The sequence below is a fragment of the Sinorhizobium terangae genome (genome assembly GCF_009601505.1).
In the GTDB taxonomy this organism is placed as follows: domain Bacteria; phylum Pseudomonadota; class Alphaproteobacteria; order Rhizobiales; family Rhizobiaceae; genus Sinorhizobium; species Sinorhizobium terangae.
On the sequence record NZ_WITC01000023.1, the window covers coordinates 44,365 to 62,308 of the forward strand.

The following is a 17,944-nucleotide window of genomic DNA, read 5'->3' on the forward strand; positions in this document are numbered from 1 at the left end:
CTGCCCGGAAGTTTTTGCTTCATCCAACGGGAGCAGCGCCATGGCAAAGCTAGAGTATGAGATAGTAGAGCACGACGGCGGGTGGGCGTACAAAGTCGATGACGTCTTTTCTGAAACCTTCCCAAGCCACGCCGATGCCCTTGCCGCAGCGGAAATTGCGGCAGGTCAGCATGAGCTTCCAGGTTCTACAGAAAATATCGAATTCCAGGACGCTGCTGGTAGCTGGCATGAAGAAGTCGCCTCGGGCCTCGATCGACCACGTACTGAAGTCGTCGATACGCCGGCCCTGCGTTACGCCGAACGCCGAACCCGCGTGCATCGCGGGACTTTCGGTACGTTTATGCTGCTTGCCGGAATTGGCTTTGCGGTTGGATACCTCCTTCGTCCTGCCCAACGGCGTTAGCTCGCTCCACCCTCGACCTCTTGACGATCTGCGGATGAGTCTGGCGGCCAACGAACTTAAGAAGAAACCAGCAATAAGCACTGAAGCGGTGGCCGAGACGGTGGGATATCAATCCATTTCCGCATTCCGGCATGTGTTCACTGATGACGCCGGGAGAATGGCGCCGACTGGCCAACAAGGGCGAGTAATCGTGCGACATAGATTCATGCGCGCAGCTTGATCCTTTCGCGCATCATATTGAGCTGATCCAGTCTCGATATTTGCACCCCCCAGCCGTAAATTGGGTTCCGTAATCACTTGATGAAGGAGCCACCCGATGAACTGGATCAGTATCGCCGCCAACCAACCCGCAACCGGCGTCACCGCCGGACCGTAACATGAGGCCTTCAGATGATTTTACCAACCAGCACGCTTCGCCAGATCGGCGACAGGATCATTGACAAATCAGCATCGCCCGACGACAGCGCCGTTCGAGAATGGCTCGGACCGGAGGCATTCAGGTATTGGGCCGAACTGCGGAATTGGATCGACGAATCCTATCCTGAAGTTTTCGCGCCGGACTGGCTCTATGGTGGCAAGAACCGCGGCTGGTCCTTGCGCTACAAGAAAACCAAGGCGTTCACCACCTTGGTGCCGGAATACCGGCGGTTTTCGGCTGTCGTGGTCATGGGCGGAGCAGAACGAGAAAAGTTTGAGCAGCGGCGTTATGTCTGGCGCCCGCAACTGGTCAAACTCTACGATGAAGCCAAAACATACATCGACGGGAAATGGCTGACCCTTGCCATCTCATCGGCAGATGATCTGCACGATGTATCCGAGCTTCTGGCGATGAAGCGCCCGTCACCATCGCGCGGTTGACTGTCACAGAAATCCTGGATTCGCGGTGCGGCGACTCCACGGAACGCGAGCGTCGATCTCACGACATCGCACACCAAGTCGCGATCAAGGTCGTCGCGGTAGCGAACCGATCGCCATATTCGTGCGGGATCGAAGGCTTTCCGCGCCTGTAATTTACACTGAACCAACGAATGTCTGAGGAGATTAATCCCATGAAAGCGATCGTAGCAACTGATCAAGCCGCGGGAACGGCCGGCATCAAGCTCGTGGAGCGGCCGGAACCGCAGGCGGCGATAAACGATGTCATCGTTGAAATTCATGCGTCGGGGTTCGTCCCGACCGAACTGACCTGGCCCTCCACCTGGGCCGATCGCGTCGGTCGCGGGCGAACACCATCGATTCCCGGGCATGAGCTGGCCGGGGTGGTCACCGCTCTAGGCTATGGTACGACGGGACTGTCGGTGGGGCAGCGTGTGTTCGGCCTCACGGACTGGTATCGCGACGGCACCCTGGCGGAGTATGTGGCTGTCGAGGCGCGCAACCTCGCACCGCTGCCGGGCGAGGTCGACTTTACGGTTGGAGCGAGCCTGCCGATCTCGGGCCTGACCGCATGGCAGGGACTGTTTCAGCACGGCCGCCTTCAAGCCGGCCAGAGCATCCTTGTACATGGTGCCGCCGGCGCAGTTGGCTCGATAGTAGTGCAGCTAGCGCGCGAGTTTGGCGCCTACGTCATTGGCACCGGACGCTCCGCCGACCGTCAGAAGGCACTCGAGTTCGGCGTGCAGGAGTTCCTGGATCTTGAAAACGATGTCCTCGAAGACGTGGGCGGCGTCGATCTGGTGTTCGATGTCATCGGCGGCGACATCGGGAACCGGTCCGCATGCCTGACACGAGCCGGAGGAACGCTGGTCTCTATCGTTGGCCCAGTCGAGGCGCGGCCCACCGACGGTCTGGCGATCGACTTCGTCGTCGAATCCGATCGTGCCCAACTGGGCGAAATCGTCCAGCGGGTACGGGACGGACGCCTACGGACGAACATCGGCAACGTCTCTAGACTCGATAACGCCATCGCCGCCTTCAACTCAACCGAGCGACGCACCGGGAAGACCATCATTCACATTCATCTATGAGAGACTTCGGGGATCTACACATCGAGCCATCGAATGGCGAACGCGGTCCTCGACTTGAGTCTTGATGGCCGGAGCAACACTCCGGCCGACACGCTAGCGAAATGCCTCTGGGACGCCCGCAGCTACGGGGCGGCCGCAACCGTGCTCTTGAGCGGATACGAACTGCAGACCAGGGATTTCAACAAAGCCGGTGTTGAGCCGGCCCTGAGAGCTTCGGCTATTTTCGTTTATTTCGTTTATTGCGTCTGCTTCGAATATAGCGTAGAAATGGGTTTCAAATGGCGGGTTAGCAAAATGACAGTTTCAGCAGCAGCCCAGGAACTGGGCGGGCGCCTGCCGTCGGCCTCCGAAAAGGCTGCCGCGAACCATCTGCGGAAGATACTGGCGGCTCATGCTACCGGCGACGCAAAATTGCGCGTGCTCGACGATGAGACGCAGCAGCCAACGGAGATTACCCTCACCCCAGCGCTGTCCGGTCTCCTGATGGAGCTGTTGCGTCATATCGGCAAAGGTGACGCGGTAACGCTCGTCCCCGTCAGCAAGATGCTGACGACCCAACAAGCGGCGGATGTTCTCAATGTATCGCGGCCATTCCTGATTTCCCTCCTCGATAAGGGCGAGATCGAGTACTCGCTTGTTGGTCGACATCGAAGGATTCAGGCCGATCATCTGTTCAAATACAAGAAGGAACGCGACGAGAAGCGGAGTAAGGCCCTTTCAGATCTTGCCGAGTTGGACGCGGAGCATCTGTAAGCTTATTCGCTAATCGCTTCACCGCCTTCGTAGACGCCTGCACGCTCGCAAGTGCACTAAAGCGAAACTTGCTGCTGACTCTTGCGGAAGCGGAATTTTTCCGCCTCCGCTGGTCCGTAATTATTCTTGATGAGACCCAGAAGGCCATCGAGAAGATCCTGGCCGATAAGGACGTCGCCGACGCCACCGTACGTGCATCGCGCGCAAGAGAAAGCATGGAGGCTGCATTCGAGGAAGCGATGGTCGTTGATTTTGATCAGTTTCTCTCCGCTTGCGAGGGTCTCCCCGACGAAAACGACGCGCATGTAGTTGCCGCTGCTCTGAAGACGAAAGGCCGCTGTAATCGTGACCGATAATCTGAGAGACTTCCCCGAGGAATTGCTCCGCCGGTTGAACCTTGAAGCGCGATCGGCCGATGCCTTTATCGGTGATACAATTGCCTTGGATACCGGCAGAGCGGTAGCAGCGATCAGGCGCATGAGAGAGCGCTTCAGGAAGCCGGAAAAAACCGCCGATGTCCTTCTTTTTGGATATGGAGGCAAACGGCCTTACGGAAATGTCGACCGCTGTTTGCTCCTGCTGGCGCCCGCCTTGAGGTCACCAACGCGGGACGCTTACGTTCTAAGGATAAATCTTGCATAGACGAGTAGAGCTGCAGAGGGTGTCGGTCCCTGCGGCTCCGGTCGCGAGGTATTTTTCGCTTAGCCGGGGGCTCAGTCGCCCTGTTCCATCCAAGGGAACTGCTTCGAACGTCGCCTGTAAGTAGCATAGGGGGCGCGGGTGGATTCAAGCGGCGCGGCCACTGATCGGCTCGCGCAGCTCATTTGGGAGCTCTGACCGCTTTGCCGCCGAGTGGAGACCTCGTGGAGCTTTCAAATCGCATAACCGCGGATGGTTTTGCCCATCTAACAGTCGAATGGTTTGCAGCTTTGCCGAATCACGTTGGCTCGTTAGAGGTTGTACAAGACCACGACGGATACGCTCTTGAAGACCATAGCAATCGACTTCGAAACTGCAAACGAACAGCGTGGCAGCGCCTGCTCTGTAGGCCTCGCCTGGATAGAGGATGGGCGGGTGGTGAGGATTGAGGAGCGGTTGATCCGACCGAAGGACATGCGCTTTTCCTCTTTCAATATCGCAGTTCACGGTATCCGGCCCGAGCACGTAGAAGACGCCGGCGAATTTCCCGAGGTGATGGACGAGTTCGCCGATGACTTCCGTGGCGCGACCATGATTGCGCATAACGCAGCCTTCGACTTCAGCGTCTGGCGATCATGTCTTGATCTCTACCGACGGAGCTATCCGCAACTGTCGTATCTGTGCTCGGTCAAGATGGCACAAAAGGTCTGGCCGCATCTCGGATCACATAGGCTCAACATCTTGGCCCGTCATCTCGGCCTGAGTTTTTCTCATCACAACGCCTCGGAAGACGCGGCCATCTGCGCCGAGGCGGCGATAGCCATCGCCCGGTCACTAGGCGTTTCGCATATCCGCGACATCCCGATGAAGATCGGCATGAGGGCCGGCCGATTGTTTTCAGGCGGCTATGCTGCCTGCACCTGCCGAAAGGCCTGATCAGGCAAAATCTCTGACGGGATCAACAGATGGGAATTGAAGACGAGTCGCAGCGGCGCGCTTCGCTCGACCTACACAGGCATAAACGCTTGAACACTCGAGCGCGTCCCCGGAGTCGTCGGGCGAACGGCTGAGTCTGTACCTTCGGTGCTGGGGTCGTTAATCGTCTATCGGCAGGTGGAATCCCCAAGGCAAATTCACCGCCCGCACCGGTTCATAATCTTCAAGCGGCGGGCGTGTCGCTTCGGCATTCACAGAAAGAGCCGCCAGCACAGCCTTCAGTGCGAGAGGACGATAGTGGTCAACGAGTTCCGACGGCTTGTCTTCGCTGTCAGGATTATCCGACATCGTGTTCTCCACGTCAGTTGCTAACTGTTTCCGGGTTTGAAAAGGGCACCAATTGACCGAGAGCGTCAACAATAGGGATCTTGTCCCGCCAGCATACGTGCGAGCATATGGCTGATACGGTCCTGCGCGCCGTAGGAAGGAGTAGAGGGTACGAAATCGCATGTTTCGAGTGGGCAGCCGTCAGGTCGCCCGATGAGGAAGCGGTGAGATGGCGGCCGGATTTGTGGCGCCGGGAGAATGCTAGCACGCAATCAAGGGGCCACATGTCACCGGACCGCAGTAGCGATGAGGCGAATGTGCTGCTGACGAACGCAGCCTCATGTCATCCAGGCTCTGCGCCCACCTTCAATCGACTTGTTTCGGGACTTGAAGCCTTGAGGTCGGAACATCGCCCCCGCCGCTCACGTTTATCACTCACTCCGGTCCAGTTCAGGTGAAGCGTCATACGGGAGGGTTGCGTGGGCAGATCCGCGAACGAGAAAGAAAACGGCGTGCTCCTCACGCATGGTGACGACGATCTGCCGTCAGTCACCGTCGATGACTACAATATCGAACTGCGAAGCTCCGACGGCTTTTTAGGTGACAAGGCCAACAAATATGCCTTCCAGGAAAAGCTCGAAGCCTGGCGCAAGCGCGTGCGCAAGGGGGGGACCGATCCACTCGGCAAGACGCCAACCGGCAACCTGTCGAAAAAGGAGATCGATGCCCTTCTCGTTGGCGACGACAAGGAGGCAGCCGCCCTGGTCATGGGAGCGGTTGACGATTTCGCAGACGAACTCGCCACTGTTCTCGACAGATTGCTGCACCAGAAGAGCTGGAAGAATACGGAACGCGTCGTGGTGGGCGGCGGCTTCAGTGAGCGCGTCGTAGGCGAATTGGCAATAGCCCGCGCGATGGTGCTGCTGAAGTCCAAGGGCACCGAGATTGAGCTCACGCCGATCGCTCACCACCCCGATGATGCAGGGCTTATCGGCGCCGTGCACCTCATCCCGTCCTGGATGCTGAAGGGGCACAAGGCGATCCTTGCCATCGATATTGGTGGCACAAATATTCGCGTGGGCATCGTCGAGATGCACCTGAAGGAAGAGGCGAACCTCTCGAAGGCCAAGGTCTGGAAGTCAGATATTTGGCGGCATGCGGACGACAAGCCCAGCCGGACCACGGCGATTGAACGTCTTATCTCCATGATCGAAAAACTTATCGACAAGGCGGACAAGGCAGATCTCGACCCGGCCCCCGTCATTGGCGTCGCCTGTCCTGGTTTGATCGACGCCGATGGATCGATCGTGCGCGGCGGTCAGAACCTGCCGGGCGGCAATTGGGAAAGCGAGCACTTCAATCTGCCCGCCGCGATCAAGGAGGCCATTCCGCAAATCGGCGACGACGAAACCTTCGTGATCATGCATAACGACGCCGTCGTCCAGGGCCTTTCGCAGGTATCTTCCATGCAGGATGTCTCCAGTTGGGGAGTTCTGACGATTGGCACCGGCCTCGGCAACGCCCATTTCACCAACAAGCGTGAACGCGATACCGATTGAGCTCCTGCATTTTTCCTTCAACCGTGCCCGATTTGAGGCGCACACAGATCATGGGGAGGACGGCGCAGATGAACCGGAATGGGCTCTATCTCATTATCGCAGTTCTTGCTGCCGTTGCGATCGGGCTCGGCATCTATGTCTACCGCGAAGAGAACAAGCCGGGCGTCGAGATCAGGATTGGTGAAGATGGTGTTTCGGTGGAGGAGAACTGACGGCAGTCCCGGCCGTTGAGGGACCGGCCCGTGCACAGGGCAGTGGAGGCGGTTTATGCGTGCCGTGTAGCGCCGATCTCGGCAACGAGCAAATCGATCGCCGCGAACACGTCCATCGGCTGCCAGTCTTTCGGATTGCGATAGCTCGGATAGAGCCCGAGCGTTGCCGCGGTGAGTTGATCGAGCGTCGGTCTCGCAGAGCCGCGGCGCGCCAAGGCCGCATCGGCCGCGCCGGTCGCCCGATCATCCGTCAGCCCCCATCCAGCGTAGAACGGCACGGCGTAGCAACGCACGGGTATCTTCCGCAGCAACGCATCGAAGCCGACCTGGCTCGAAACGGTCCAGACCTCATCGACGACGTCGAGTATCGAAGCGACCGACACGCGGTCGGCCAGGAGAACGACGCCCGCTGTTCTCGCCGCGCGCTCGGTCATATAGCCTTTGCGGTAACCGGCCATGACGTCCGGATGCGTGCGCACGACGCATTGCGCGCCACTTGCCAAGGCATCGTCGAGCATTCTGTCGAAGGAATGATGGCTCCCGAGCGCTCGCTCCACCGAGACGTCACCGAAGACCTGGTCGACAAGCAGAATACGCCTGCGCGTGCTCTGTTCGATCGACAGCGGGTTATGGGGCAGATTGTTGTATTTCGACAGTTTATGTTCGATCATCCTCTCGCGGATGCTCTCCCCAAAGCTGTCCCAGCCCCCTTTGGCCGCGGCGGCGATCAGCAGTTCCAGCCGCGACGCCTTCCCGCCGTCAACAGGAAGCGCCCGGTCATCCACGATGATCGAGACGGGGGCGGCACCATCCTTGCCAAGACCGACCGAGCGTAAGAAGCCGTCTTCAAGATGCCAATGCGGCAATCGCCGCAAGCGGGCAACGGCCATCGCACTTTTCGCCGGAATGCGCCCACCCCACGAGACTATTCCGTCGATCCCGGGAGAGAGCGTGGAGCCGAGGGGAATTCCGCCAAAATAGTGGCCGAGCCATGGGAACGCATTGCGGACAAAGAACGTCGCGCCAAGCCTGGTTCCCTCCGGCGGATACCAGACCTTGTCCGTCGCGCCCGGCAAGTTATCCACAGCTTTTAACACAAGCACCTCATCTCGGGCACCACATCTCAGGGCTGTACGGCGCCGATTGCTTCCTCACTTTACGCCCAAGAACCAGTTTAGACGCGAAAACGCAATGGCCTTGGTGGCTGCCGGCCTTTCTGACCGAATCGGTTTTCTGAAACAAGCCGGAGGCAGGGCTCCGGACACCATCCCAAGTGCCTCTGGCGTGTTCGATTTCGGCCCCGCGCCCTCAAACCTCAGACCATAGTCCCATGCCTCTCAGACTTAGTGCCGATACCCAGTTTTCAGCACTGCGGTAGTCTTTGTAACCTTGTGAAAAGGTTCGTGGAGTTTGTTGTGACGAAGATCTTGGTTGTGGCTATGTCGCTCGTAATGGTTGGCTTCTGGGGCTCTGTGGGCGTTCTGATTTACTCGCTGCTCACGTGATCCGATGGAGGCGTATGTCTTATTTACTGGCGGAACCAGCCGCGGCCCCCTATAGTTTCCCCTGGTAATGGAGGTTGCCAGAGGAGGATCACATGAGCGACACCACTTTCGGGTTTCTGATAGCGGCTGAATTATCAGCGTTATTTTGGGCCGCAGTGCTTATGACGGCCTTTTCGGCCTGGTGATCGCCCGCTCGGCTTCATCAATCCCCAATGCCCTGTGTGGCCACCGACGGCCACACGTTCGCGCTCGCAGTTCCCCTCCTCCGGCAGCTTTCCGCGTGCCGCGGCGGCAGAGCCCGGCGGCCGACCGGTGTGTTACCTCGGAGACTCGACTGTCCAATTCCGATGATGTTTCCATATCGTCGAAACTGTTCTTGGGATGCAGCCAGGGCTGAAAGAAGATGGTTTCCGATCGGCATGACAGGCGTTCGCGCCGCATTCAGATGATCAGGTTTTTCGGTGCGCTGTTGCTGCCGGTGATTTTGCTCGGCTCGGCGATCGCCGCGGCCGAGTGGATGGGAAACACGCTTTGAAACTTGTCGGCGCGCAGTGGGACCGTCTTCGAATTGTCACGAAAACCAGCGCATCCATTTGAGTAACACGCTCGCACACAGGTGGTAAGCCGTTTTGGCGAATGGCAGCTTTCCCGCTCTGGTGGTAAATATCGATCCAGCCGTTTGGAAAAGCTGACGGTCAGGGGCCTGCGCCGTCGATTACAAATCGCTGCAGGCCTCGCCCAACCTTTCCCCGTGGTTTCACCCACTCGACATCAGCGTCTTCCCGCCTATCCCGTGCACGTGAACCGAGTGCCGGGTGCGAGTCAGAGCGTGCCGGCCGTCGGCGAAATGCCGCGGCGTTCTTCCGCAAAAAATGCCCCCTACTCCTTCACGGCGCCCGTCATGGACGAAACATAGTAATCGACGAAGAACGAGTAGAGGATCACAACGGGCAACGAGCCGAACAGCGCTCCTGCCATCAGCGCGCCCCACTCGAACACGTCGCCACGCACGAGTTCGGTCAGTACGCCCACAGGAACGGTCTTGTTCTCCGAAGACTGAATGAATGTCAGTGCATAGATGAATTCGTTCCAGGAGAGCGTGAACGCGAAGATGCCCGCCGATATCAGCCCGGGCACGGCAAGCGGCAGGATGATCTTGACGAGGATCTGCCAGCGTGTCGCACCATCCACGAGCGCGCTCTCTTCGAGCTCGAACGGAATCGAGCGGAAATACCCCATAAGCAGCCAGGTGCAGAAGGGGATGAGGAAGGTCGGATAGGTGAAGACCAGCGCCAGCCTGGAATCGTAGATCCCGAACTTGAAGACTATGAAAGCGAGCGGAATGAAGAGGATCGACGGCGGCACCAGATAGGCGAGGAAGATCATCAGCCCGACTGGCCGCGAGCCGGTAAAGCGCACCCGCTCGATCGCGTAGGCTGCGAAGACCGAGGCCGCAAGCGAGAGGATCGTGGAGCCGACGGCGACGAGCATCGTGTTCCACAGCCAGCCTGGGTAGGAAGTCTCGAAGAACAGATACTTGATGTGGTCGAGCGTCGGGCCGACGACCCAGAACGGGCTGTAATTGGTGTAGTCGGTCAACTGGGCATTCGGCTTCACTGCGGTGATTGCCATCCAGTAGAACGGAAACAGAAGCACGAACACGAAGACCGCCATCGGCAGGTAGAGCACGACGATCCGGCGCGGGAGGCGGTTGAGGTAGCTCATGCCCTCCGCGTGGTCGGTAAGGACGTCGTCAGGGATTTTCGTGGTGGTGTTCAAGGCAAAACCTCCTGGATCACGATGATTTGGGGTCGTATCGACCCAAAATCATAAACGTGATCGATTCTAATAAGTTAGAGCGGGATGCGGGCGGAAAACCGCGCACACTTTTCCTCATCCCGCTCTAGTCCTGACCGCCCTGTTGCCATTTGCGGCGCTGCAGCCCGAAGAAGCTGAACATGATCGCAGCAAGCAGGAAGGGGATCATGGCCACGGCGATCGCCGCCCCTTCGCCAAGCTGACCGCCCGGAATGCCGCGCTGGAAGGAAAGCGTCGCCATCAGATGGGTCGCGTTCACCGGTCCGCCCTTGGTCAGCACGTAGATCAGCTGGAAATCGGTAAAGGTGAAGAGCACCGAGAAGGTCATGACGACGGCGATGATCGGCGTCAGCATCGGCAAGGTCACATAGCGAAAGCGTTGCCAGTTGGTGGCACCGTCGAGCGAGGCCGCCTCCTGCAGCGACGCCGGGATTGTCTGCAGCCCGGCGAGCAGCGAGATGGCGACGAAGGGAATGCCGCGCCAGACATTGGCGGCGATAACCGAAATCCGGGCGTTGGTCGGATCGCCGAGGAAGTTGATTGGTCCATCGATCAGCCCGAGCTGCATCAGCGACCAGGAAATGATCGAGAACTGCGAATCGTAGATCCACCAGAAGGCAAGTGCCGAAAGCACGGTCGGCACGACCCATGGAAGCAGCACGATCGCCCGGAAGAATGACTTGAACGGCAGGTTTTCGTTGAGCAGCAGGGCAAGCCACAGGCCAAGCACGAACTTCAGGATCGACGCGACCGAGGTGTAGAGCAGCGTGTTGAAGACCGAGAGCCAGAAAACCGCGTCCTCCGCAAGGAAGATATAGTTCTCAAGACCGATGAAAATGCCGTCGCGGCCGATGCGCGTGTCGGTGAAGCCGAGCCAGACGCCGAGCCCGAGCGGATAGGTGAGAAAGCAGACCAGGAACACGGCGGCCGGCAGCATGAACAGGAAACCAAGCACGTTGTTGTTCTGCATGAGCGAAGCCATGAAGGATGGCGGCTTTCCGGACGGTACGGTGGGCATCGAACTTCTCCGCGGGTGATCTCGCAGTTTACGCCGACAGGTTCCGCCGGCGCATTTCAGGCTTCGGGCGGCTCGCTCAAGAGCCGCCCGAAACTGGCTAGACGCGATAGTAACGGTTTGCCCGCCGTTCCGCCTCGGTGACAGCGTCCTCCGGCGTCATCTGCCCGGTCACGGCCGTGGCAAACATGTCGACCAGCACGTAGTCGGCCATGACGCCGGCCGAAGCATAACCGAGCGGCCCGGCATAGCCGTTCGGACGCAATGTTTCCGAAGCGCGCGCATAGGGCGCGTGGATCGGATCGGCGGTCCAGACGGGGTTGTCGGCGAAGGCCTTCAACGGCTGGCAGCAATAGGCGCTCGACCCCTCGATCCAGGCATTCATCTGGTCGGCTTCCATCATGAACTTGATGTATGCCTTGGCCGCTTCCGGATACTTGGTGTGGTTGAAGAGCAGCATCGAACTCGTCTGATGGAGCTCGACGCTCTGGCCGACCGGACCGATGGGGAAGTTGGTGGTGCGGATATCGGCCGCGAGCTCAGCCAGCGCCGGATCCTTCTTCGCCGCGTAATAGAGCGAAACACCGTTTGCCGTCAGCGACACCTGGCCGGCGAGGAAGGCGCGGTTGTTGTTGATGTCGAGCCAGCTTTCGGTGCCCGGGATAAAGGTCTCGTACAACTGTTTTGCGTAATTGATCGCAGCCAGTGTCTCAGGGCTGTTGATGGTGACCTTGCCGCTTTCGTCGACCATCTTGCCGCCGTGGCTCCAGAGCAGCCAATGGGCATAGTTGTTGCCGTCGCCGACGGCCTTGCCATGCGGGAAGCCGGCCGGCGTGCCTTTGGCTTTCAATGCCTTGCAGAGCTCGAGGAAGCCTGCCGTGTCCTTCGGAAACTCACTGAAGCCCGCCGCCTTCATGTGGCTGTCGCGATAACAGACGGCGTTGCCGATCGCCGTCAGCGGCATGGCGATGAACTGGCCGTCGCGGCTCGCGTAGCCCTTCAGGCCGTCGTACCAGCCACCATATTTGTTGCCGAGATAGTTCGCGAGCTCCGTCAGGTCGACGAGCTTGTCTGGATATTGGTGGGCATCGTCGAACCAGCACATCACCATGTCGGGACCGGAACCGACATTCGCCGCGACCGCGGCCTTCGGACGAATGTCTTCCCAGCTTTCCTTGTCGATGCGCACCTCGACGCCTGTCGCCTCGGTGAATTTCTTGGTGTTGGCGAGCCAAGCGTCCTCGTCGCCCTTGACGAAAGGTGTCCAGCGCAGAAGTCGCAGGGTTGCGCCTTCTTCCGGCTTGTAGCTCGGCTCGGCAGCCTGCGCGAAGGACGGGCGGATGCCGAGCGGCGAAAGACCCGCCACGCCGGCAAGGGCAGCCGAGGCTGCAAGGAAGTCACGTCTCTTTATTGGCATAATACTCCTCCTGGAAAAGCGGGAGCGCATCCTTCCGACATTCACCGTCCCGCTTGGCGAATGCGGCGGCAATGATGCCCAGCCCCTGCCGGACATCTCCGCGCGGTCAAGGCCGAGGCTCCTCTTTCCCTCGATTGCCTCGCCGCGCGGCATCAATCGACCAGGCGTCGTCCGCTCTCCGCGTCGAACAGGTGAACGTGGGCGGCATCGATCGACAGACGGATGGTGTCACCCGGCTTGGCATTCACCCTTTCGCGGAAGACGCAGGTGACATCGCTGCCTCCGAGCCGGACGATCATCTGCGTCTCGTAGCCGGTCGGCTCTATTACCACGATCTCGGCGGGCAGCCCGTTCGGGTCCAAGGCCATATATTCGGGCCGAAGCCCGTAGACGAGGTCATGTCCGATGGCGGCAGCGGCGGGGCGCGCGACCGGCAGCGCCGTTCCGTCCTCGGTGAGGAATGCGTTGCCGACGGTCGGATCGAGCCTGCCTTTGATCATGTTCATCGCCGGCGAGCCGATGAAGCCGGCGACGAACAGATTGACCGGGTTGTCATAGAGTTCGAGCGGCGCGCCAATCTGCTCGACGACGCCGTCATGCATGACGACGATCTTGTCGGCCATGGTCATCGCTTCGATCTGGTCGTGGGTGACATAGACGGTGGTGGTCTTCAGGCGCTGATGCAATTCCTTGATCTCGGCGCGCATGGCCACGCGCAGCTTCGCGTCAAGGTTCGACAGCGGCTCGTCGAAGAGAAACACCTGCGGATCGCGCACGATCGCCCGGCCCATTGCGACGCGCTGGCGCTGACCGCCGGAGAGTTGGCGCGGATAGCGGTCGAGCAGCTTCGACAGGCCGAGGATCTCCGCCGCCGCGCCGACGCGCTTGTCGATATCGGCCTTCGGTGAACCAGCGAGCATCAGCGAGAAGGCCATGTTGTCGGCGACCGTCATATGCGGATAGAGCGCATAATTCTGGAACACCATGGCGATGTCGCGGTCCTTCGGCGGCAGCGAATTGACGATGCGGTTGCCGATGCGGATTTCACCCGCGGAGATGTTTTCAAGTCCCGCCAGCATCCGCAGCAGCGTGGATTTTCCGCAACCGGAGGGGCCGACGAGAATGACGAACTCGCCGTCCTCGATTTCGATGTTCACGCCCTTGATTACGGGAAAGGCACCGAACGATTTCCTGACGTCCACAAAGTCCACGGCTGCCATAAGCGTTCCTCCCAATATCTGCCCATGCTGATCGCCTGCGTCCGGCCGTCCCCCTGCCCGTCGCAAGCGACCTCTTGGAATTCTCCTATCCGCGGCCGACTAACGGCATCTTCGTCGCCATGACGGTCATCGTCAGCACGTTGGCTGTCAGCGGCAGGCTCGCCATGTAGACGACGGCCTCGGCCACGTGCGCGACGGGAATGGTCGGTTCGGCTGCGATCTCTCCATTGGCCTGCAACACACCCGTGCTCATCTTCTCGGTCATATCGGTCGCAGCATTGCCGATGTCGATCTGGCCACAGGCGATGTCGTGCGCGCGCCCATCGAGCGCGATGGATTTCGTCAGCCCCGTGATCGCGTGTTTGGTCGCTGTATAGGGGGCGGAATTCGGCCTCGGCGTCGTCGCCGAAATGGAACCGTTGTTGATGATCCGTCCGCCACGCGGGTTTTGGCTTTTCATCAGCCGGAAGGCATGCTGGGTGCAGAGGAAGGCGCCGGTCAGGTTCGCCGAGACGATGTCGCTCCACTGCTCGAACGTCACATCCTCGAGCGGCACCGGCGGCACGTTCGTGCCGGCATTGTTGACCAGCAGGTCGAGCCGATCGAATTCGTCCCGGATCGCGCCGAATAGCGCAGCGACCTCAGCCGGGTTGCCGACGTCGCAGGTGATCGCCCGCACAGTGCCGCCGGTCTCCCGCGCGATTTCGTCGGCCGCGTCCTCAAGCACGTCAGGCCGGCGGCCGGTGATCACGAGGCTGTAGCCCTCGGCGCTCAAGGCTTTGGCGATCCCGCGACCGACGCCAGTACCGCCGCCGGTCACGAGCACGATCTTTCCTTCGCCCGATCTTTTCGCCTGCGCCATGTCAGATCCTCCCTCCGAGTTCGTCCTCGATATGGATCCGGATGATCTCGTCGAAATTGCTTTCCGCCGTGAAACCGAGCTCGCGCGCCCGCCGGGCATCAAAATCGGTGGGCCAGCCGGCAACGATCGAGGCGATGACGGGATCCGGTTCGCGGCGAATGAGGCGTGCCGCCTTCTCGCCGGCAACCCGCCGAAGCGCCTCGATCTCTTCGCCGACCAGTGCCGACAGGCCCGGCATGGTCAGGTTGCGCCGCGGCCCGATGCTCGCCGTGTCCATGCGCGCCGCATGCACGAAGAAACCGACGGCCGAACGCGGGCTTGCGAACCAGTGACGGACATTCTCGTCCACCGGCAATACCGCCTCCTGCCCGACCAGCGGCTCGCGCAGAATGTTGGAGAAAAACCCTGATGCCGCCTTGTTGGGCTTGCCGGGCCGAACGCAAATGGTCGGGAGGCGGATGCCGATGCCGTCGAAGATGCCTCGGCGCGTATAGTCGGCGAGCAGCAATTCGCAGATAGCCTTCTGCGTGCCGTAGCTCGTCAGCGGCGTCGTGAAAAACTCGTCCCCGATCTTTTCCGGGAAGGGCTGGCCGAAGACGGCAATCGACGAGGCAAAGATGACGCGCGGGAAATAGGGGCCGTTGCGGCCTTCGTGGCGGATCGCCTCGAAAAGCGAACGCGTACCGTCCAGATTGATGCTGTAGCCCTTGTCGAAATCGGCCTCCGCCTCGCCGGAAACGATCGCCGCCAGATGAAAGATGACATCCGGCCGCGACGCGATGAGCCGTTCTGCTCCGCCTTCGGACGACAGATCGACCGCCGGCGCCGTCGAAGTCGCGGAAAGTGTCGCGGGCACTGGTGCCTGGACCACGTCTACTAGCGTAAGCCGGGTGACCTCATAGCCGAGAGCGCCCGGCTCTGCGGCGAGCCTCTCGACCAGCTTGCGGCCGATCATTCCGGCCGCACCTATGACCATGACATGCATTCGCGGCGAACCTCCGTTTTAGGCCCGGGAAATTCCGGGTTCAGCGTGTCTTCCCACCCTTGCCTGCCGGCCTTTCCGCCCGCCCGTGTTCAGCGAGCAATTCCTTCGTTGTCTCGTAGATTCGCATGAGATGATGGCGAAACGCCGCGACGACGGCCTCGCGGTCGCGCCGGGCAAGCGCTGCCACGATCTCGCTGTGATCCTTGTAGCTGGCATCTATGGCGCCGGGTCGGGACATGGCGCTGCGCCGGTAATTCATCATGTAGGTGTAGAGATCGGTGACGAAGTCGGAGAGCAGCGGATTGCCGCAACCCCGATAGATCGCCACATGGAATTCACGGTCGCAGATCAGGAATCGCATGGCATCGTCGCCGCCGAGCCGCTGCGCTTCGAGCAGGCTCTCCAGCTTGCTGAGCGTGTCGTCGTCGATGTTCTCGGCGGCATCACCCACGACCTTCAGCTCGATATGGAGCCTTGCGGCATGAACCGCCTCGAGATCATAGCTGTCGATGGCATTCGGCGAGGCGATCGTGACGGTGACGTCGCTGAGGTCGACATTGGCAACCCGGCTGCGGCTGCCTTGCGAAACCTCGATGATCCCGCGTGCGGCAAGCATCTGGATGGCGCCGCGCACCGTCTCCCGGCTGACATGGAGCACGTTGGCGAGTTCGCGTTCGCCGGGAAGCTCGTCGCCCGGATGCAGCATGTTGGTCGCAACGAGAACCATCAGCTTGTCGGCAATCACGTCACGCGCCGTGCGGCGTTCGAGGCTCCGCCCGATCTTCGGCATTTGCGTGAGTATGGGACTGCCATTCACTGCGCCGCACCTCCAACTGATCCACTGGTTGGTCCACCGGATCAGTCATACGAATAGACTGCGCAAACGAAGGCATGGTCAAGGCAAGTTCGTCGCGGCACTGCATCAAAAATGCGCGCACCATTTTGTGCAACGCACGCAAGCAAGAAAAAATAGTCGAGAGGCCCGCTCGCTCTCACCAACTACCATCGAGTGATGTGCTATATAGATTGCAACTGACAAGGAGGTGGCTATGTCAACTTTCCGGAATGCAGTCGTCTCTTTGCCCGGCAAAGAGCGGATAGCGAAAACGCCGTTTGGTGCGAAGGTTGTTATCCATGCCACGGCCGCCGAGACTGGAGGTGCATTCGGAATGTGGGAGACCTTCACGCCTCCAGGTCATGGCCCGGCCCCTCACACGCACACACGAGAGACCGAAGTCTTTCGCGTGATCCGTGGCCTCTATCGTTTCCAATGCGGTGATGACGAGTTTGACGCGCCACCAGGAACCGTCGTGGTTCTGCCACCGCATGTGCGGCACGCTTGGCGAAACATCAGTGACGAACCCGGCCAAATGTTCGGTACCGTCATCCCGGGCGGTTTCGAGCAATTGTTTATCGATATCGATGCTTCTTGTGCCGACACTCCCGAGAAAATTGCCGTGATCGAAGCGCACCTGGGAATCGTCAACGATATGACTTTGGCTCTCGGACTCGCAGATCGGACTGTTGCTGACTGATCATCGAACGCCAAGGGTCAGCCCGCTGTCGCGAACCGAGAGTCTGGCGATCTTTTTGTCGTTCGTGTCAGGTTTGAGTCCCTGGCTCCCGGCTGACATCACCCGTGGTCATGCCCCTCATGCCCACCAAGCGATGGCAGGTCGAGCCCGAAGGTCTTGGCAAGATCGGCCACCTGCTCCGGGCTGAGATAGCGTGGATTGAGATTGCGCAGCAGCAGGTAGAGCTTTGCCGTTTCCTCCAATTCTTCGGTGACGAACACCGCAGCCTCAAGGCTGTCGCCCGCCACCACCGGACCATGATTGGCGAGCAAGACCGAGGAGTACTTGCCCGCAAGTCCGCGGATCGCATCGGCGACGGCCGGGTCGCCGGGTCGATAATAGGGCACGAGCGCCGTCTCACCGGCGCGCATGAGATAGTAAGGCGTCATCGGCGGCAGCGCGGTGCGCGGATCGATCTCCGGCAACATGGTGAGCGCCACCGCGTGGGTGGAATGCAGGTGCACGATCGCCCGGGCGCTGCCACGCGACTCATAGAGGGCGGAGTGAAGCGGGATTTCCTTCGTCGGCTTGTCGCCGGAGATGAGCCGGCCGGCTGCATCGAGCCGCGATATGCGGGCGGGGTCGAGGAAGCCGAGCGAGGCATTGGTCGGCGTTACCAGCCAGCCGCCATCGTCGAGCCGAAGCGATATGTTGCCGGAGGAGCCGGGCGTCAGGCCCCGTTCGAATAGGGATCGCCCGTAACGGCAGATTTCCTCACGCAGACGTGTCTCGGACATAGGCAAATCCTTTCA

At 60.1% G+C, this 17,944-nt stretch carries 20 protein-coding genes and 1 pseudogene; 11 read left to right on the forward strand and 10 right to left on the reverse strand.

What is annotated here, in order from left to right:
* The first annotated feature begins 40 nt into the window (after window positions 1-40).
* From GHK62_RS04320 to GHK62_RS04350, 8 genes and pseudogenes are all read left to right on the forward strand, one after another.
* Window positions 41-403, forward strand: a complete 363-nt coding sequence (locus GHK62_RS04320) for a DUF2188 domain-containing protein (protein WP_153437097.1) — start codon at window positions 41-43, stop codon at window positions 401-403.
* Window positions 404-422: 19 nt separating this feature from the next.
* Window positions 423-591: pseudogene (locus tag GHK62_RS34075) on the forward strand (helix-turn-helix domain-containing protein); the annotation flags it as partial.
* A 202-nt stretch (window positions 592-793) separates the two neighbouring features.
* Entirely contained in the window at window positions 794-1,261 is a 468-nt protein-coding gene (locus GHK62_RS04330) for a DUF3788 domain-containing protein (protein WP_153437098.1), read from the forward strand.
* A gap of 191 nt (window positions 1,262-1,452) precedes the next feature.
* Complete coding sequence (locus tag GHK62_RS04335; protein WP_153437099.1) at window positions 1,453-2,370, forward strand: NADP-dependent oxidoreductase; 918 nt, start codon at window positions 1,453-1,455, stop codon at window positions 2,368-2,370.
* A gap of 294 nt (window positions 2,371-2,664) precedes the next feature.
* A complete protein-coding gene (locus tag GHK62_RS34965; protein ID WP_153437156.1) occupies window positions 2,665-3,123 on the forward strand; it encodes a helix-turn-helix domain-containing protein in 459 nt (152 codons plus the stop codon).
* Window positions 3,124-3,191: 68 nt separating this feature from the next.
* Window positions 3,192-3,479 carry a PIN domain-containing protein gene (locus GHK62_RS33925; protein WP_202982035.1) on the forward strand — a complete coding sequence of 96 codons (288 nt, stop codon included), beginning with the start codon at window positions 3,192-3,194 and terminating at the stop codon, window positions 3,477-3,479.
* On the forward strand, window positions 3,469-3,765 hold the full coding sequence (locus GHK62_RS35370) for a VapC50 family PIN domain-containing toxin (RefSeq protein ID WP_475527147.1): 297 nt from the start codon (window positions 3,469-3,471) through the stop codon (window positions 3,763-3,765). Before GHK62_RS33925 ends, GHK62_RS35370 begins: the two co-directional genes overlap by 11 nt.
* 342 nt (window positions 3,766-4,107) lie before the next feature.
* Window positions 4,108-4,698 carry a 3'-5' exonuclease gene (locus tag GHK62_RS04350; RefSeq protein WP_153437100.1) on the forward strand — a complete coding sequence of 197 codons (591 nt, stop codon included), beginning with the start codon at window positions 4,108-4,110 and terminating at the stop codon, window positions 4,696-4,698.
* Window positions 4,699-4,857: 159 nt separating this feature from the next.
* Here the strand turns inward: GHK62_RS04350 and GHK62_RS04355 are convergent, their stop codons facing one another.
* Window positions 4,858-5,046, reverse strand: a complete 189-nt coding sequence (locus GHK62_RS04355; protein ID WP_153437101.1) for a hypothetical protein — start codon at window positions 5,044-5,046, stop codon at window positions 4,858-4,860.
* Window positions 5,047-5,504: 458 nt separating this feature from the next.
* On the opposite strand from GHK62_RS04355, the gene GHK62_RS04360 reads away from it, so the two are divergent.
* Window positions 5,505-6,584, forward strand: coding sequence for an ROK family protein (locus tag GHK62_RS04360; protein WP_184108460.1), 1,080 nt, complete (start codon window positions 5,505-5,507; stop codon window positions 6,582-6,584).
* Between the two features lie 68 nt (window positions 6,585-6,652).
* Window positions 6,653-6,796, forward strand: coding sequence for a hypothetical protein (locus tag GHK62_RS04365; RefSeq protein WP_153437102.1), 144 nt, complete (start codon window positions 6,653-6,655; stop codon window positions 6,794-6,796).
* Between the two features lie 53 nt (window positions 6,797-6,849).
* Here GHK62_RS04365 and GHK62_RS04370 read toward each other — a convergent pair whose 3' ends face one another.
* From GHK62_RS04370 to GHK62_RS04405, 8 genes are all read right to left on the reverse strand, one after another.
* Entirely contained in the window at window positions 6,850-7,893 is a 1,044-nt protein-coding gene (locus GHK62_RS04370) for a capsular polysaccharide export protein, LipB/KpsS family (RefSeq protein WP_380786298.1), read from the reverse strand.
* 1,287 nt (window positions 7,894-9,180) lie between these two features.
* A complete protein-coding gene (locus tag GHK62_RS04375; protein WP_153437104.1) occupies window positions 9,181-10,080 on the reverse strand; it encodes a carbohydrate ABC transporter permease in 900 nt (299 codons plus the stop codon).
* Window positions 10,081-10,204: 124 nt separating this feature from the next.
* Entirely contained in the window at window positions 10,205-11,137 is a 933-nt protein-coding gene (locus GHK62_RS04380) for a carbohydrate ABC transporter permease (RefSeq protein ID WP_153437105.1), read from the reverse strand.
* 97 nt (window positions 11,138-11,234) lie between these two features.
* Complete coding sequence (locus GHK62_RS04385) at window positions 11,235-12,551, reverse strand: ABC transporter substrate-binding protein (RefSeq protein ID WP_153437106.1); 1,317 nt, start codon at window positions 12,549-12,551, stop codon at window positions 11,235-11,237.
* 152 nt (window positions 12,552-12,703) lie between these two features.
* Window positions 12,704-13,771: an ABC transporter ATP-binding protein gene (locus tag GHK62_RS04390; protein WP_153437107.1), complete on the reverse strand. Its 1,068-nt coding sequence runs from the start codon at window positions 13,769-13,771 to the stop codon at window positions 12,704-12,706.
* 85 nt (window positions 13,772-13,856) lie between these two features.
* Window positions 13,857-14,633, reverse strand: coding sequence for an SDR family oxidoreductase (locus tag GHK62_RS04395; protein ID WP_153437108.1), 777 nt, complete (start codon window positions 14,631-14,633; stop codon window positions 13,857-13,859).
* A gap of 1 nt (window position 14,634) precedes the next feature.
* Window positions 14,635-15,618 carry a D-erythronate dehydrogenase gene (gene denD, locus GHK62_RS04400; RefSeq protein WP_153437109.1) on the reverse strand — a complete coding sequence of 328 codons (984 nt, stop codon included), beginning with the start codon at window positions 15,616-15,618 and terminating at the stop codon, window positions 14,635-14,637.
* Between the two features lie 40 nt (window positions 15,619-15,658).
* On the reverse strand, window positions 15,659-16,435 hold the full coding sequence (locus GHK62_RS04405) for a FadR/GntR family transcriptional regulator (RefSeq protein ID WP_184108461.1): 777 nt from the start codon (window positions 16,433-16,435) through the stop codon (window positions 15,659-15,661).
* Window positions 16,436-16,667: 232 nt separating this feature from the next.
* Between GHK62_RS04405 and GHK62_RS04410 the strand changes: the two genes are divergently transcribed.
* Complete coding sequence (locus tag GHK62_RS04410; RefSeq protein ID WP_153437110.1) at window positions 16,668-17,153, forward strand: cupin domain-containing protein; 486 nt, start codon at window positions 16,668-16,670, stop codon at window positions 17,151-17,153.
* Between the two features lie 98 nt (window positions 17,154-17,251).
* Here GHK62_RS04410 and otnC read toward each other — a convergent pair whose 3' ends face one another.
* A complete protein-coding gene (gene otnC, locus GHK62_RS04415) occupies window positions 17,252-17,929 on the reverse strand; it encodes a 3-oxo-tetronate 4-phosphate decarboxylase (protein WP_153437111.1) in 678 nt (225 codons plus the stop codon).
* Between the last annotated feature and the right edge of the window lie 15 nt (window positions 17,930-17,944).

Bases quoted from the DNA above. Each gene is read 5' to 3' on its own strand.
- GHK62_RS04320 (WP_153437097.1), top strand. From the start codon at position 41: ATGGCAAAGCTAGAGTATGAGATAGTAGAGCACGACGGCGGGTGGGCG.
- GHK62_RS04330 (WP_153437098.1), top strand. From the start codon at position 794: ATGATTTTACCAACCAGCACGCTTCGCCAGATCGGCGACAGGATCATT.
- GHK62_RS04335 (WP_153437099.1), top strand. From the start codon at position 1,453: ATGAAAGCGATCGTAGCAACTGATCAAGCCGCGGGAACGGCCGGCATC.
- GHK62_RS34965 (WP_153437156.1), top strand. From the start codon at position 2,665: ATGACAGTTTCAGCAGCAGCCCAGGAACTGGGCGGGCGCCTGCCGTCG.
- GHK62_RS04355 (WP_153437101.1), bottom strand. From the start codon at position 5,046: ATGTCGGATAATCCTGACAGCGAAGACAAGCCGTCGGAACTCGTTGAC.
- GHK62_RS04365 (WP_153437102.1), top strand. From the start codon at position 6,653: ATGAACCGGAATGGGCTCTATCTCATTATCGCAGTTCTTGCTGCCGTT.
- GHK62_RS04380 (WP_153437105.1), bottom strand. From the start codon at position 11,137: ATGCCCACCGTACCGTCCGGAAAGCCGCCATCCTTCATGGCTTCGCTC.
- GHK62_RS04385 (WP_153437106.1), bottom strand. From the start codon at position 12,551: ATGCCAATAAAGAGACGTGACTTCCTTGCAGCCTCGGCTGCCCTTGCC.
- GHK62_RS04390 (WP_153437107.1), bottom strand. From the start codon at position 13,771: ATGGCAGCCGTGGACTTTGTGGACGTCAGGAAATCGTTCGGTGCCTTT.
- GHK62_RS04395 (WP_153437108.1), bottom strand. From the start codon at position 14,633: ATGGCGCAGGCGAAAAGATCGGGCGAAGGAAAGATCGTGCTCGTGACC.
- denD (WP_153437109.1), bottom strand. From the start codon at position 15,618: ATGCATGTCATGGTCATAGGTGCGGCCGGAATGATCGGCCGCAAGCTG.
- GHK62_RS04410 (WP_153437110.1), top strand. From the start codon at position 16,668: ATGTCAACTTTCCGGAATGCAGTCGTCTCTTTGCCCGGCAAAGAGCGG.
- otnC (WP_153437111.1), bottom strand. From the start codon at position 17,929: ATGTCCGAGACACGTCTGCGTGAGGAAATCTGCCGTTACGGGCGATCC.